The organism is Candidatus Pelagibacter sp. (assembly GCF_052049855.1).
GTDB lineage: Bacteria > Pseudomonadota > Alphaproteobacteria > Pelagibacterales > Pelagibacteraceae > Pelagibacter.
On the sequence record NZ_JBNGZE010000001.1, the window covers coordinates 237319 to 252542 of the forward strand.

Annotated in this window: 13 protein-coding genes; 4 read left to right on the forward strand and 9 right to left on the reverse strand. The window is 30.7% G+C overall.

The features are described 5' to 3' along the window. Positions 1-2: 2 nt before the first annotated feature. The 5 genes from uvrC to uvrB are packed head-to-tail and all read right to left on the reverse strand — an operon-like array spanning position 3 to position 5304. Positions 3-1838: an excinuclease ABC subunit UvrC gene (uvrC, locus tag ACTT9X_RS01285; protein ID WP_440933891.1), complete on the reverse strand. Its 1836-nt coding sequence runs from the start codon at positions 1836-1838 to the stop codon at positions 3-5. Then, positions 1825-2250, reverse strand: a complete 426-nt coding sequence (locus ACTT9X_RS01290) for a dihydroneopterin aldolase (RefSeq protein WP_440908280.1) — start codon at positions 2248-2250, stop codon at positions 1825-1827. The genes uvrC and ACTT9X_RS01290 overlap by 14 nt, the downstream gene beginning before the upstream one ends. Then, a complete protein-coding gene (locus ACTT9X_RS01295) occupies positions 2250-2396 on the reverse strand; it encodes a hypothetical protein (RefSeq protein ID WP_440933892.1) in 147 nt (48 codons plus the stop codon). Before ACTT9X_RS01295 ends, ACTT9X_RS01290 begins: the two co-directional genes overlap by 1 nt. Continuing rightward, positions 2393-3148 carry an SDR family oxidoreductase gene (locus ACTT9X_RS01300; protein ID WP_440933893.1) on the reverse strand — a complete coding sequence of 252 codons (756 nt, stop codon included), beginning with the start codon at positions 3146-3148 and terminating at the stop codon, positions 2393-2395. Before ACTT9X_RS01300 ends, ACTT9X_RS01295 begins: the two co-directional genes overlap by 4 nt. Further along, complete coding sequence (uvrB, locus tag ACTT9X_RS01305) at positions 3130-5304, reverse strand: excinuclease ABC subunit UvrB (RefSeq protein ID WP_440933894.1); 2175 nt, start codon at positions 5302-5304, stop codon at positions 3130-3132. The genes ACTT9X_RS01300 and uvrB overlap by 19 nt, the downstream gene beginning before the upstream one ends. A 36-nt stretch (positions 5305-5340) precedes the next feature. Between uvrB and ACTT9X_RS01310 the strand changes: the two genes are divergently transcribed. Then, positions 5341-6540: a pyridoxal phosphate-dependent aminotransferase gene (locus ACTT9X_RS01310; protein ID WP_440933895.1), complete on the forward strand. Its 1200-nt coding sequence runs from the start codon at positions 5341-5343 to the stop codon at positions 6538-6540. Continuing rightward, entirely contained in the window at positions 6540-7187 is a 648-nt protein-coding gene (locus tag ACTT9X_RS01315; RefSeq protein ID WP_440933896.1) for an NAD(P)H-binding protein, read from the forward strand. Before ACTT9X_RS01310 ends, ACTT9X_RS01315 begins: the two co-directional genes overlap by 1 nt. Here the strand turns inward: ACTT9X_RS01315 and ACTT9X_RS01320 are convergent, their stop codons facing one another. After that, positions 7188-8210: an NAD-dependent epimerase/dehydratase family protein gene (locus tag ACTT9X_RS01320; protein WP_440933897.1), complete on the reverse strand. Its 1023-nt coding sequence runs from the start codon at positions 8208-8210 to the stop codon at positions 7188-7190. It lies immediately after the preceding gene. After that, a complete protein-coding gene (gene trxB, locus ACTT9X_RS01325) occupies positions 8211-9158 on the reverse strand; it encodes a thioredoxin-disulfide reductase (RefSeq protein ID WP_440933898.1) in 948 nt (315 codons plus the stop codon). A 21-nt stretch (positions 9159-9179) separates the two neighbouring features. On the opposite strand from trxB, the gene ACTT9X_RS01330 reads away from it, so the two are divergent. Further along, positions 9180-10124, forward strand: a complete 945-nt coding sequence (locus ACTT9X_RS01330) for a mitochondrial fission ELM1 family protein (protein ID WP_440933899.1) — start codon at positions 9180-9182, stop codon at positions 10122-10124. Next, a complete protein-coding gene (locus ACTT9X_RS01335; RefSeq protein ID WP_440933900.1) occupies positions 10124-10789 on the forward strand; it encodes a hypothetical protein in 666 nt (221 codons plus the stop codon). The genes ACTT9X_RS01330 and ACTT9X_RS01335 overlap by 1 nt, the downstream gene beginning before the upstream one ends. On the opposite strand, the gene carB is transcribed toward ACTT9X_RS01335, so the two are convergent. Both carB and carA read right to left on the reverse strand, forming a co-directional pair. Further along, the gene (carB, locus tag ACTT9X_RS01340) at positions 10786-14010 is read right to left on the reverse strand and encodes a carbamoyl-phosphate synthase large subunit (protein ID WP_440933901.1); all 3225 of its coding nucleotides are present in this window, start codon (positions 14008-14010) and stop codon (positions 10786-10788) included. The two genes, ACTT9X_RS01335 and carB, sit on opposite strands and share 4 nt — an antisense overlap. Further along, the gene (gene carA / locus ACTT9X_RS01345) at positions 13988-15181 is read right to left on the reverse strand and encodes a glutamine-hydrolyzing carbamoyl-phosphate synthase small subunit (RefSeq protein ID WP_440933902.1); all 1194 of its coding nucleotides are present in this window, start codon (positions 15179-15181) and stop codon (positions 13988-13990) included. Before carA ends, carB begins: the two co-directional genes overlap by 23 nt. Between the last annotated feature and the right edge of the window lie 43 nt (positions 15182-15224).

Below are 15224 nucleotides of genomic sequence, written 5' to 3' on the forward strand. Positions count from 1 at the left end.
AATTATTCGTGAAAAAAGTTATATATTTTTTTTGCTACTTTTTCTTCAACACCTTCTACGGATTTAATTTCATCTAGGCTAGCTGACTCAACTGATCTTGCAGATCCAAAATGGTTTAATAAAGCCCTTTTTCTTATAGCTCCAATGCCGTCTATTTGATCCAATAAAGATTTGCTAATACCTTTCTTTCTTTTAGCTCTGTGAGCGCTGATAGCAAATCTGTGTGACTCATCTCTAATTCTTTGAAGAAAAAATAGGGTAGGATCGTTTCTTGAGAATTTGTATTCTTTGCCATTATGAAAAAAGGTTTCATTACCACTATTTCTAAATTTACCTTTTGCTATTGCAATAATTGGAATATCGTGAAGTCCTAGTTCATTAAGGCTTTCTCTAGCAACAGAATATTGACCTTTTCCTCCATCTACTATAACCAAATCTGGGAAAGCAAGGTAGTTGTCTTTTTCTTGAACTGCTCTTTTAAACCGTCTATTCAACACTTCTCTCATCATTCCATAGTCATCTTGCTCATTTTTTTTGTGTTTAATATTAAATTTTCTATATCTTTTTTTAATAAATCCTTCATCACCGTACGCTATTAAAGCTCCAACACTATTCGTACCTTGAATATGACTATTATCGTAAACCTCAATTAAATTTATATTGTTTTCTAAATTAAATTTTTGAGCTACTGCATCGAATAATTCTTTATTATTCTGACTTTCATAAAGTTTTCTATTAAGACTATCTTTAGCATTTTTTATTGCTTGATTAATAACCTTGAGTTTTGATCCTTTTTTTGCAACTGAAATATTTATCTGTTTACCTTCTTTTTGTGTCAGCGTTTTTTCAATTAGTACTTTTTCTTTTATTTCTTCTGAAAGAATAATTGATGAAGGAACACTTTTGTTTTCATAAAATTGAGAGACAAATGAATTTAGGATTTCACTAAATTTTTCATCTGGATCATGTTTTGGAAAAAAAGCTTGATTACCCCAATTTTGTTTTGATCTATAAAAAAACACTTGAATACAAGTTTTTCCAGATTCTTTATACCCAGCAATAACATCTGCCTCAACTAAATTTGCTTCGTTAATCCTCTGCGAAGATTGAATTATGTTCAACGCTTTAATTCTATCTCTTAATATTACAGCTTTTTCAAAATCAAGATCATCACTTGCTTTTTCCATCTGATTAGAAAGATTTTTTTGAATTTTCCTAGATTTACCTGAAACAAATTCAATAGCGTCGTTTACTGTTTGATTATAATCCTCTTTTTTTACGTAACCAACACACGGTCCAGAACATCTTTTTATTTGATACAAAATACATGGTCTTTCTCTATTTTTAAAAACGGTATCATCACAAACTCTTAAATGAAAAATCTTTTGGATCATTTTGATTGTCCAATTAGCAGAACCAGCAGAAGCAAAAGGTCCAAAGTAAAAACCTTCTTTTGTTTTTTTACCCCTATGTCTTTTTATTTGGGGCCACTTATCTTTGTTGCCTATAAATATAAATGGAAATGATTTATCATCACGAAGCAGGATATTGAATTTTGGTTTATACTTTTTGATTAAATTTGCTTCTAAAAGCAGTGCTTCACTTTCATTAGATGTTGTTGTTATCTCTAGCTTTCTAGTTTGAGATAACATTCGTTCAGTTCTAATTATGTGATTTTTTTCAGCAACGTAACTCTTTAATCTGTTTGGTAGATTTTTAGCCTTACCTACATAAAGAATTTCATTTTTCTCATTTAGCATCCTGTAAACTCCAGGAAGTTTAGGCACTAAAGGCAACTCTTTTTTAATTACGTCTTTTCCTAATTCAGAACTTATCATTGCTTCTCTTTTTGGTAATTTGAATACCAACAGATGAACACTGTTTTAAGATTTCTAATTTTTCAATTTTTAACATTATTTTAGCAATTCTTTTGTCTTTAAATAATTCATCAAAAACAGCTTCTGCCAAGGTTTCTAAAAAGTTATAATGTTTCTTTTTTACAAGTTTAGTAATCAATTTTACAATTGTTCCATAATTTACAATAGATTTTATATCTTTATCGCTAGAAGGTTTTTTATCCTCATAGTCTATTTCAAGACTAAATTTTACTTTTTGTGATTTTTCTTTTTCAGAGTCGTAATAACCAAGTTTTAAATCTAAAATTAACTCATTAATTAGTATTTTTTTCTCATAATTAAATAAAGTTTTATTTTTATCTATTTTGACAATTTTTAAATTATTTTTTTTCATTATTTAGTTCCAAAAATAGTAAGACTCCAACATGCATTCCCATCCTCAATACGAACATAGCAACCAAAAAATGACATTATTTTAAATGCAAAAAAACCACCAATTAAAATTATTGCTGCCGCAAGAAAAGGATTAATTTTTTTCATTCTTTCCCTCTCATTATATCTGGTGTTTGCCAGTTTAAACTCTGTCCACTATCTATTGCTAAAACTTGTCCTGTAATAGATATATTTTTTATAAAAAAGTCAACAGCATTACATATTTGTTCTACATCAACTTGTCTTTTTAAAGGAGTTTCTAAGTATTGTTTTCTAAAATGTTTTTCAGATTGTCTTTTATTTTTAATAGTTGGACCAGGTGCTATACCGTTTACTCTAATCTTTGGAGCCAAACTCATAGCACTAGTTTTAGTTAAAGTATAAAGTCCAGTTTTACTAATTGTGTAAGAAAAAAAATAGGGAGTTAGTTTAAATACTCTTTGATCAATAATATTAATTATATTATTATTTTTTCCTTTAACATTTTTTGCAAATTCTTTAGACAATAATGCAGGTGTTCTTAAATTTGTTCTTAAATGTTGCCCCCAACTATCTGTTGTAAAATTTTCTAATTTATCATTTTCAAATAAAGAAGCGTTATTAATTAAACAATCAAAATATTTAAGTTTTGATTTTGCATATTTTACAATTTTATTTACATCATTTTCTTTACTCAAGTCACCTTTAACTAAGTAAACTTTAGTACCACCATTTGATAGTTCTTTTTTTAACTTCTCAGCTCTTAATTTTGACTTATTAAAATGAATGAGAATTTCTTTATTAGGGCCAGATAATTTTTTTGCAATCGCAGCACCAATTCTTGTTGCTCCACCTGTAATAATTATTTTCCGTGCTTCCATTTCTTATCTTTTTTTTTTGTGACTTTAGTGCCTGGCATACCCATAGTTGATCTGCCTTTTGGATAAAGCTTATTCTTTACATCATACTGTCTTATTTTTGGATTTAATGTAATTTCTAATTCGGTGCTTTCTAACTTTCTTATTTCATCTCGTATTTTAGCTGCTTCCTCAAATTCTAAATTTGATGCTGCTTCTTTCATTTTTTTATCTAAACCTTTAAGATGTTTTTTAAGATTGCCACCAATATTTGAACCTTCACTTATTTTGACATAGTCCTTTTCATAAACACTCTCTAAAATATCGCTAATTTCTTTTTTTACTGACTTTGCATCTATTTTGTGTTTCTTGTTGTAAGCTAATTGAATTTTTCTTCTTCTTTCAGTTTCTGCAATTGCTTTTTTTATACTTTTTGTCTCTTTGTCGGCATACAAAATGACTTTACCTTCAACGTTTCGTGCTGCTCTTCCTATTGTTTGAATTAAGGATGTTTCAGATCTTAGAAAACCTTCTTTATCAGCATCTAAAATCCCAACTAACGCACATTCAGGAATATCTAATCCTTCCCTTAACAAGTTAATTCCAACCAAAACATCAAATACACCCATTCTTAAATCTCTCATTATTTCAATTCTTTCTAATGTATCAATGTCTGAGTGCAGGTATCTTACTTTTATGCCGTTCTCATGAAGGTATTCTGTTAAATCTTCAGCCATTTTTTTAGTTAGTGTTGTTACTAATACTCTATGATTTTTTTCAATAACTCTCTTACATTCATGCATTAAATCATCAACTTGATTTTTTGCAGGTCTTATTTCTACAGGAGGATCAATTAATCCTGTTGGTCTAATTACTTGATCTATAAAATTACCTTTTGTTTGTTCCAACTCCCATGGTCCAGGAGTTGCTGAAACAAATACTGTTTGGGTTCTCATTAAATCCCATTCTTCAAATTTTAATGGTCTATTGTCCATACACGAAGGAAGTCTAAATCCATATTCTGCTAAAGTACTTTTTCTTGATCTATCTCCTTTATACATTCCATTCAGTTGAGGGACTGTGACGTGACACTCATCTACAAATATCAAAGTATTATCAGGAAAATATTCAAAAAGAGTAGGAGGGGGTTCTCCTGGTTTTCTTCCTGACAAAAATCTTGAATAGTTTTCGATACCAGCACAAGACCCAGTTGCTTCAATCATTTCAAGATCAAATTTAGTTCTCTCTTCTAATCTTTGTGCTTCCAGTAATTTATTTTCAGAACGGTGTTTTTTTAAAGTTAATTCTAATTCTTTTTTTATATTAATTACTGCTTGCTCTATTGTAGGTTTTGGGGTGATGTAATGACTATTAGCATAAACTTTTACTAAACTTAATTCTCTTACTTTATCACCAGTTAAAGGGTCAAACTCTTCTATGTGTTCGAGCTTATCACCAAACAAACACAATCTCCAAGCTCTGTCCTCTAGGTGTGATGGAAAAATTTCTAAGTATTCTCCTCTTGCTCTAAATGTTCCTCTATAAAAATTTTGATCGTTACGTTTGTATTGAAGAGCAACCAAAGACTTAATTATTTCTTCTCTGTTATAATCATAATTTTTCTGTAGCGTTAAAGTCATTTTGCTATATGCTTCGACAGACCCAAGACCATAAATGCAAGAAACGCTTGCAACAATTAATACATCATCTCTTTCTAAAAGAGATCTGGTTGCTGAGTGCCTCATTCTATCAATTTGTTCATTAATTGAGGCTTCTTTCTCGATATATGTGTCTGATCTCGGCACATAAGCCTCAGGAGTATAATAGTCATAGTATGAAACAAAATATTCAACAGCATTGTCAGGAAAAAAGGTTTTCATTTCCCCATAAAGTTGAGCAGCAAGAGTTTTGTTTGGGGCTAAAATCAAGGCAGGTCTATTAGTAGCTTCAATAACTTTAGCCATGGTAAAAGTTTTTCCAGACCCTGTTACACCAAGTAAAACTTGGTTAAATTGATCTTTGTTTGCACCATTTACTAATTTTTTTATTGCTTCAGGCTGATCACCAGCAGGTTTAAAATCAGATTTAATTTTGAATTTTTTTCCGCCTTCAAGTTTTCCACCTATTTTAGGATTTTTACTCTGAATATCTGTAATTAAATCTTGATAAGTATTTTCCATATATTAAACAACGTAGTAGAATTTATTTATATTTCAATGAGCATAATATCAGACAGTTTAAAGAAGATTAAACCATCACCTACTATTGCTGTTACTCAAAAAGCAAGAGAATTAAAAGCTGCAGGAAAGGATGTTATTGGACTTGGTGCAGGAGAACCAGATTTTGATACTCCAGATAATATTAAGCAAGCAGCTATAAAAGCTATTAATGATGGTGATACTAAATACACTGCAGTAGATGGAACTCCAGCATTGAAAAAAGCAATCGTAGAAAAATTTAAAAAAGAAAATAATTTAGATTATACAACTGATCAAATTACAGTTGGTGCAGGAGGAAAGCACGTTATCTATAATGCTATGATGGCAACACTAAACGATGGAGACGAGGTAATAATTCCAGCTCCTTTTTGGGTGTCTTATCCAGATATAGTTTTATTGGCTGGTGGAAAGCCAGTTGTTATGAAATGTGACGAGAAACAAGGCTTTAAAATAAATCCATCAGACTTAGAAAAATTTATCACTCCAAAAACAAAATGGATAATTTTAAATTCGCCATCTAATCCAACTGGAGCTTGTTATTCTGAAAATGATATTAAAGCAATTGCTGCTGTTTTACAAAAACACAAGCATATTTACATTTTAAGTGATGATATTTATGAACACGTCACCTACGAAGGGTTTAAATTTTTTACCATTGCTCAAATAGAAAGTTTAAAAGACAGGGTTCTTACAATGAATGGTGTAAGTAAAGCTTACTCAATGACAGGTTGGAGGATAGGGTATGCAGCTGGTCCAAAAGATATTGTTAAAGCTATTGCTAAAATTCAATCACAATCAACAACTAATCCTTCATCAATTAGTCAAGCAGCATCAGTTGAGGCACTAAGCGGGACACAAGATTTTATAAAAAAAAGAGCCGACTCTTTTCAAGAAAGAAGAGATTTTGTAGTAAAAGCATTAAATGATATTGATGGCATTAACTGTTTAAATCCTGACGGAGCATTTTACGTTTTTCCCAGTTGTAAAGAATTAATGGGAAAAAAAGATCCTAGTGGAAAAGAAATTAAATCAGATACTGATTTTGTTCAATCTCTTTTAGAGAATAGTGGTATTGCTGTTGTTCAGGGCTCTGCATTTGGTTTAGAAGGATTTTTTAGAATTTCATATGCGACTTCAATGGAAAATCTAAAAAAAGCTTTAGAAAAAATTTCCTCTTTTTGTAAAAGTTTATCTTAATGAAAACAGCTATAGTATTTGGTTCCACTGGATTAATCGGTGGCCATTTAGTTAATCAATTAATTCAAGATAATTATTACACTAAAGTTAAGGTTTTTGTTCGTTCACAAACTTCAATTAATAATGAAAAAGTTGAGGTTATAAATATTAATTTTAATAATTTAGGAAATCATAAAATTGAAATTACAGGGGATGATTGTTTTTTTTGTATTGGTACTACAAAACAAAATTCTCCTAATAGAAATGAGTACCAAAAAGCAGAGCTAGATATCCCAAAAGAAATTGGACAAATCGCAAAAGCTAATTCAGTCAAGTCATTTATTTTTATCTCTTCAATATATGCTAATCCAAATAGTTCAGGGAATTATGTGAAATTTAAAGGTTTAGTTGAAGAAGAATTAAAAAGATTAAACTTCTCTAAATTAGGAATATTAAGACCCTCTTTTTTACTGGGTAAAAGAAAAGAAAACAGAGTGGGTGAAAAAATAGGTATTTTAATTTTTAGCCTATTGTCGCCTTTATTATTTGGACCGTTTAAAAAAATGAGACCTATCAGTTCAGAAATAGTTGCAAAAGCTATGATCAAAATTGCCAAACAAAATTTACAAAAAATTACGTTTGAATCTGATGAAATTTTAAAATTATAATTAAACCAAACCTAATCTCACAACAGATTTTGCATTCTCCGCCATACAATCTTTTGCAGCTTTAAATTTAAACCCCAATAATTCTTCAGCATAAGAGGGGTCGGTTTGCATTAAAATTCCAAGATCAGGTATCATCATTTTGGCACTTGAGTCTAAATAACTTATCAACTTAACCATGAAATTTGGAAGCTCTTTTTTTGGAAGCTTTTTTGCATAAGCAGGCATTGCTTCAGCTATCAATTGGGATAATTCGACTAATTTTTTTACTTCTTTTCCAACAATTAATCTTCTACCTCCAACTTTATCATTTCCAATGCAAGCTACATGTGCTTTTGCAATATCTTTTACATCAGAAATTAGAACAGCAAATTTAGGTGCTCCAGGGAATTTACCAGCCATGAATTGTCTAACATACTCAATTGAAGTACCTCCTTTTTTATCCAGAGCATCACCAAAGACTCCACCAGGACAAATTGTTGTTAATTTATTTTTTAATCCTTTGCTTTCCATCAATTCCCAAGCAACTCTCTCAGCTTTCGTTTTTGATAAAAAATAATCATTTACTCCTTCTACCCAATTTTCATCGGTCCAATCTTGTTCTCCAAATGTATAAGGATTAGTTCTGTTAGGTTTTCTAAACATAGCAACAATAGAAGAAGTTTTAACAATTTGATCTACTCCAGCATTTATCCCTGCATTTAATACCCTTAAAGTACCATCTACTGCAGGAGGTAATAAGCTTTCTCTATTATTTGAAACTTTTATTGGAAAAGGAGATGCAATATGAAATATATATTTACATCCTTTAGCCGCATCATTCCATCCATCATCTTTCACAAGATCTAATTTAATAAAAGATAATTTATCTATAGAAGCGTATTTACTAATAGTATCTTTGGTTTGTTGAATTAAAGTTTCATTCCTTACTGTTCCCAGGACCTCGTAACCAGAATTTAATAATTCTATTGCTGTGTGTTTTGCTATCCAACCGCTTACTCCAGTTAGCAATATTTTTTCTGGCATTTAATTATGAGAGAGATATTTTTCTGCTTCAAGAGCTGCCATGCATCCCATGCCCGCAGCTGTAACTGCTTGTCTGAAAATTTTGTCTTTTACATCTCCAGCAGCAAAAACTCCAGGCACATTGGTTTCAGTTGAATCTGCTTTTGTGATTAAGTATCCTTCTTTATCCATTTCCAGTTGATCTTTAAATAGCTGAGTTGCTGGATCATGGCCAATAGCAATAAATACACCGTCAAGATTTAATTCTTGTGTTTCATTTGTTTTGACATTTTTTATTTTAATTCCCTTAACATTTTTAGGATCTTTGTCACCCAATACATCTTCAACTACAGAGTCCCAAATAATTTCAATTTTTTTGTTTTCCATTAATTTTTTTTGAAGCATTTTTTCAGCCCTTAAACTATCTCTTCTATGGATTAATTTTACTTTGGATGCAAATTTTGTAAGAAACATTGCCTCTTCAACAGCTGCATTGCCACCTCCAACTACTGCAACTTCTTTATTTTTAAAAAAGAAACCGTCACATGTTGCGCAAGCAGAGACGCCAAATCCTCTAAATTCTTGTTCTGAGTCTAAATTTAACCATCTTGCCTGAGCACCAGTAGAAATTATTATGCTGTCAGCAGTATATTTTTGACCACTATCTCCAGTTGCCTCAAAAGGAGAAGTTTTAAAATTAACACTACTAATGTGATCCTCTATCATTTCTGTACCAACAGCTTTAGCTTGTTCTTTCATTTGATCCATTAACCATGGACCCTGTATAACCTCTGCAAATCCTGGAAAGTTTTCAACATCAGTTGTAGTTGTTAATTGACCACCTGGCTCAGATCCATGAACTAGAATTGGATTTAACATAGCTCGAGCAGCATAAACTGCAGCTGTGTATCCGGCAGGACCGGATCCAATTATTAACACTTTTGTGTGTTTAGTTGGATTTTGACTCATATGAAAGCTATATAGTGATTAATGACTAAATTAAAAGGTATTTTATTAACTCAAGGCATGCATGGAATGATTAGTCAAGTTGAGGGATTGGCTAAAGCTCTAGAAATTGAATTCATACACCATAAGGTTGAACTAAATAATTTTTGGAATTTGCTCCCACCAAAATTTACTCCTGTTTCACAAAATGTTTATAAAAAAATAGATCATTTAGATTTTGATATAATTATCTCTTGTGGAAGAAAAAGTGTAATTCCATCAATTCATTTAAAAAGTATTTCAAATAAAAAAGTATTTAATATTCACATACAAGATCCAAAAGTAGATTTAAATCATTTTGATTTTGTAATAGCTCCTGAACACGATGGAATAAAAGGCTCAAATGTAATTTCCACTAAAGGCGCCATACATTATCTTACCAAAAATGAAATCGAGGAAAATAAGAATTATTTATACTCGTTTATAAAAAGAGATGATAGAAAAATTTGGTCTTTAATTTTGGGTGGGCCTACGAAATATTATGATTACTCAACAAAAAACATGAAACATATCTTTTCAATATTTTATAAATTGTTAAAAAAACATAATTTTCAACTTGTTGTAATTCCATCAATGAGAACACCATTGAATACGATCCATTATGCAAAAGAATTTTTTGGAGAAAATCACACCATTATAATGAATGTTGATAAAAAAGCTTATTTATCAGCACTTGGTTTATCTGAAAATATTGTGGTCACATGCGATTCTAGCTCAATGATATCCGAAGCAGCTTTGACTGGTAAACCCATTTATGTAGCAAATATTTTACCGAAAAGAAATGATAAGAGATTTCAAAATTTTAGAAATTTATTTAGAGAATTAAATATTATAAGAAATTTGGGAGAAGAAATAGAAAATTGGAACTATGAAAAACTTGATGAAACTAATAGAGTAGCAAAAATATTAAAAAGTAAAATTCAAAGTTAATGTCATTTTTAAATTCAATTAAAAATAATTCGAAACAATACAATTTCCCTTTTAATCATTGGGAATATAGCAATGCTTTATCAGAGGAAGCAATTGATGAAATAGTGAAAGCAGATATTCCTGATGTGAGTAAACACAATCTTAATTATGATGGCACTAGAGCAATAGATGGTGGAGCTGCAGAATTTAGAGAAGGAATAGCATCAGGTGGAAAAGCAATAAAATTTAGATGTTTTATAAATAAAGAAAACTCCACACAATTTCCAAATTTAGTAAAATTTATAAACGAACTTCAGTCTAAAGAAACATATGAAACAATTTCTAAAATGATAGATAAGGATTTATCAAATTCTTATGTAAGAGTTGAAGTTATATGTGATCGAGAAGGTTTTTGGCTTAAACCTCATTGCGATATAAAAGAAAAACTTATGTCGGGGTTGATATTTGTTAATAAAACAAATGAGTCTGAGGACTTAGGAACAGATTTTTATAATGAAAAATTAGAGAAGGTTAAGACACTTCCTTATAAACATAATTATGGTTATATGTTTACCAGTGGACCAAACACTTGGCATGGAATGGAAAAGAAAAAAATAGTTAAAGAAAGACGATGTATACAAGTAAACTATGTGACTTTTGAAACCGATTGGAAGGTAAACTCTTAAATATCTTGGAGTGAAGTTACTTCTAATTTCATAGTTTTTAATGATCTGATCGCTTCCAAACAGGCTTGAGCAGTAGACATATTAGTACAGTACGGGACTTTATTCTTTAATGTTGCTCGTCTTAAAGCTATTGCATCACTCAGTCGGTGTTCACTATTTCCACCCCCAGTGTTTATTACTAGCGCAATTTTTTTTGAGTCTAAAACATCGACTATATGGGGAGTTCCACTACTAACTTTATTTATAATTTTACATTTCATTCCATGTTTTCGAATATATTCAGCAGTTCCTTTAGTTGCACATAATGTAAATTTAAGCTTTAAAAGATCTTTTGCTAAATCCAACCCTTCGTCTTTATGTGAGTTTTTAAGAGATATGAAAGCCAATCCTTCTTTTGGTAATGAGTTGGCTGCCGCTATTTGACTTTTCGCAAAAGCCATTCCAAAATTTTTATCAAATCCCATAACTTCTCCAGTTGATTTCATTTCTGGTCCCAACAACAAGTCACTATTTGGAAATTTATTAAATGGGAATACAGCCTCTTTAACCGCATACATACCTTTGGATCTATCCTTTAAATTGAACTTAGATAATTTTTCACCAGCCATTACTCTTGATGCAATTTTAGCTAGAGGCAAACCTTTTGCTTTTGATACAAAAGGAACAGTTCGACTAGCTCTTGGATTAACTTCAATCACATAAATTTCATCTTTTTTTATTGCAAATTGTATATTCATAAAGCCTTTAACATTTAATGCTATTGCTAATTTTTTTGTTTGATTTTCAATTTCTTTAAGAAGGTATGGTTTAATTGATACTGGGGGCAGGCTACACGCAGAGTCTCCTGAATGAATTCCAGCCTCCTCGATATGCTGCATAATACCCGCAACATGAACCTGTTTTCCATCTGATATGGCATCCACATCTACTTCCATTGCATGATCAATAAATTTATCAATTAAAATTGGATTTTCTTCTGCAGCTTTAAATGCTTCTTCAACAAATTTTTTAAGTTGATTTTTTTCATGAACAATTTCCATTGCTCTTCCCCCTAAAACATACGAAGGTCTTACCATTAATGGTAATCCTATTTTATCTGCAATTTTTATTGCCTGATTAAATGTTTTTGCAACTCCACTCTCCGCCTGCTTAAGTTTTAATTTGTTTAATAAATTTCTAAATCTGTCTCTATCCTCCGCTAAATCGATAGAGGTATATTGTGTTCCTAAAATTGGAAGTTTATTTTTATGTAAAAATTTAGCAAGTTTAATTGGAGTTTGTCCACCAAACTGAGCTATCACTCCTATTAGGTTCCCTTTTTCTTGTTCTTTTTTAATTATGTTAAAAACATATTCTTCTTTTAAAGGTTCAAAGTATAATCGATCACTCGTATCATAGTCTGTTGATACTGTTTCAGGGTTACAATTAACCATTATAGTCTCAAAACCTGCATTTTTTAGTGAAAAACTTGCCTGGCAACAACAATAATCAAACTCAATTCCTTGACCAATTCTATTTGGTCCTCCTCCAAGAATAATTATTTTTTTCTTATTGGATGGATTAGCTTCACATTCTGAGTTAATTGAAAAATTTCTTTGGTAAGTTGAGTACATATAAGGGGTGAATGATTTGAATTCAGCCGCACAAGTATCTACTTTTTTATAAACTGGAAGTATTTTTAGCGCCGATCTTTTTCTTCTTACAATTTCTTCAGAGGTTTTAGTTAATTCTGAAAGTTTTTTATCTGAAAATCCTATCGATTTTATTCTATTAAATTCTATAAAATTCCCAGGAAGTCCTTTGGTTTTTATCTGTATTTCACAATCAACTATCTCTTTAATTTGTTCTAAAAACCAAGGATCAATTTTAGATAAATTATATATTTTCTTTAAGTCTATTTTTTTTCTAATTGCTTCGGCTACTAGCAATATCTTATTTGGAATAGTTTCTTTAAGCTTCATTTCAATTTGTTTTTTATTAAAATCAAAAATTCTATCTAAACCTGAAAAACCAGTTTCAAGAGACACTAACGCCTTTTGCAGAGACTCCTTAAAGTTTCTTCCAATAGCCATTGCTTCACCTACTGATTTCATAGATGTTCCTAAAGTTGCAGGAGAGGTTGAAAATTTTTCGAACGTAAATCTTGGAATTTTAGTTACAACATAATCTATACTTGGTTCAAACGAAGCAGGTGTAACTTTAGTTATTTCATTTTTTAATTCATCCAGAGTATAACCGACTGCTAATTTTGCAGCTACTTTCGCAATTGGAAATCCAGTTGCTTTTGATGCAAGTGCTGATGATCTTGATACACGTGGATTCATTTCAATGATAACCATTCGTCCATTTTTAGGATTTATAGCAAACTGAACATTTGATCCTCCAGTTTCAACTCCGATCTTTCTTAAACATGCAATAGATGCATTTCTCATTACCTGGTACTCTTTATCAGTAAGAGTGAGAGCGGGCGCAATTGTGACCGAGTCACCTGTATGAATTCCCATCGGATCTATATTTTCAATAGAGCAAATTATGATACAATTATCTTTCTTATCTCTTACCACCTCCATTTCAAATTCTTTCCAACCTTCCAAACATTCCTCAACAAGAACTTGGCTTACAGGAGACTCGTGCAACCCATTTTTAACAATCTTAAAATAATCTTTTTTAGTTTTAGCTATTCCTCCACCGAGTCCACCAAGTGTAAATGCAGGTCTTATAATTGCAGGTAAACCAATTTTTTTTAATACTTTTGATGCTTGGTTGTTGCTATTAACAATTTCAGATTTTGGTAAATCTAAACCAATATCAATCATGTTTTTTCTAAATTTCTTTCTGTCCTCAGCGTTAGAAATTGCTTTTGAATTGGCTCCTATCAATTCTATTTTGTATTTTTTTAGAATCCCTTTTTTTTCTGCTTCCATTGCAAGGTTAAGTGCAGTTTGCCCACCCATTGTTGGCAGAATTGCATCTGGTTTTTCTTTTTTGAGAATTTTTTCTAATACATCTGGTGTAATTGGTTCAATATAAGTTTTATCTGCAACATCTGGATCAGTCATAATTGTTGCAGGATTTGAGTTTATTAAGACTACTTTATATCCCTCATCTTTAAGAGCTTTACAAGCTTGCGTTCCTGAATAATCAAATTCACATGCTTGTCCTATAATTATTGGACCAGCACCAACGACTAAAATTTTTTTAATATCTTTTCTTTTTGGCATTTTTTTTCATGTTGTTAATAAATTCTTCAAACAAATAAACACTATCTTGGGGTCCAGGATTAGATTCTGGATGATATTGAACTGAAAATATTGGTTTATTTTTAAGCTTTATTCCTTCAATAGTATTATCAAAAAGAGATTTATGAGTTACTTCAATTTTTTTTGGTAAAGTTTCTTCAACTACTACAAACCCATGATTTTGACTGGTAATTTCAACTTTGTCATGTACTAAATTTTTAACAGGATGGTTTGCACCTCTATGTCCTAACTTCATTTTTTTTGTTTTGCCACCTAAAGCTAATGCCAAAATCTGATGACCTAAACAAATACCAAATACAGGTAAATTGTTTTTTATAAGTTCATTAATTATAGCGATTGAATACTTTCCTGTTGCAGCTGGGTCTCCTGGTCCATTGGATAAAAAAATTCCATTTGGTTTCAAACTTAGTATTTTTTGTGCAGTTGTTTTACAAGAAACAACAGTAACCTTACAGTTGTAATCAGAGAAATATCTTAATATATTTTTTTTTATTCCATAATCAACTGCAACTACATGAAATAAATTTTTATTATTCTTTTTATATCCTGTCTTTTTTTTCCAGGTTTGAAGACCTTTCCAAGTATAATTTTTCTTAGTTGAAACTACTTGTGCAAGATCTAGATTTTTTAATCCACTCCATTTAATTGTATTATTAGTTAGTTTACTAATATTAAACTTTCCATTTTTTGAATAAGATACTGTTCCCTTAGGTGCCCCTTTATCTCTTATAAAGTTTGTAAGACTTCTGGTGTCTAAGCCAGTAATTCCAACAATTTTATTCTTTTTTAACCAAGAATCTAAATGCAGGAATGATCTATAATTTGATGGTGAAGTTATTTCAGAGTTAATAATCACTCCTCTGGCCCATATTTTATCTGACTCATGATCTTCTTTATTAGTTCCAACATTTCCTATATGTGGAAAGGTAAAGTTAATAATTTGACCTGCATATGATGGGTCAGAGATAATCTCTTGATAGCCTGTTAATGATGTATTAAAACAAACTTCACCAGTGGCTTCTCCTTGGTGTCCAATTCCAATTCCCCTAAATACCTTTTTATTTTCAAGAACTAAAATGCCTGTATTGATTTGAGATTTTTTTGAGTTAGTTTTTTTTGCTTTTTTGATCAATTACAACTCATGAGTTAAAGGTTAATACAATAATTGCTTTATT

Coding starts and splice junctions, on each gene's coding strand:
- ACTT9X_RS01310 (WP_440933895.1), top strand. CDS start 5,341: ATGAGCATAATATCAGACAGTTTAAAGAAGATTAAACCATCACCTACT.
- uvrB (WP_440933894.1), bottom strand. CDS start 5,304: ATGGAAAATACTTATCAAGATTTAATTACAGATATTCAGAGTAAAAAT.
- ACTT9X_RS01295 (WP_440933892.1), bottom strand. CDS start 2,396: ATGAAAAAAATTAATCCTTTTCTTGCGGCAGCAATAATTTTAATTGGT.
- ACTT9X_RS01290 (WP_440908280.1), bottom strand. CDS start 2,250: ATGAAAAAAAATAATTTAAAAATTGTCAAAATAGATAAAAATAAAACT.
- ACTT9X_RS01330 (WP_440933899.1), top strand. CDS start 9,180: ATGACTAAATTAAAAGGTATTTTATTAACTCAAGGCATGCATGGAATG.
- ACTT9X_RS01320 (WP_440933897.1), bottom strand. CDS start 8,210: ATGCCAGAAAAAATATTGCTAACTGGAGTAAGCGGTTGGATAGCAAAA.
- ACTT9X_RS01300 (WP_440933893.1), bottom strand. CDS start 3,148: ATGGAAGCACGGAAAATAATTATTACAGGTGGAGCAACAAGAATTGGT.
- ACTT9X_RS01335 (WP_440933900.1), top strand. CDS start 10,124: ATGTCATTTTTAAATTCAATTAAAAATAATTCGAAACAATACAATTTC.
- carB (WP_440933901.1), bottom strand. CDS start 14,010: ATGCCAAAAAGAAAAGATATTAAAAAAATTTTAGTCGTTGGTGCTGGT.
- ACTT9X_RS01315 (WP_440933896.1), top strand. CDS start 6,540: ATGAAAACAGCTATAGTATTTGGTTCCACTGGATTAATCGGTGGCCAT.
- trxB (WP_440933898.1), bottom strand. CDS start 9,158: ATGAGTCAAAATCCAACTAAACACACAAAAGTGTTAATAATTGGATCC.
- uvrC (WP_440933891.1), bottom strand. CDS start 1,838: ATGATAAGTTCTGAATTAGGAAAAGACGTAATTAAAAAAGAGTTGCCT.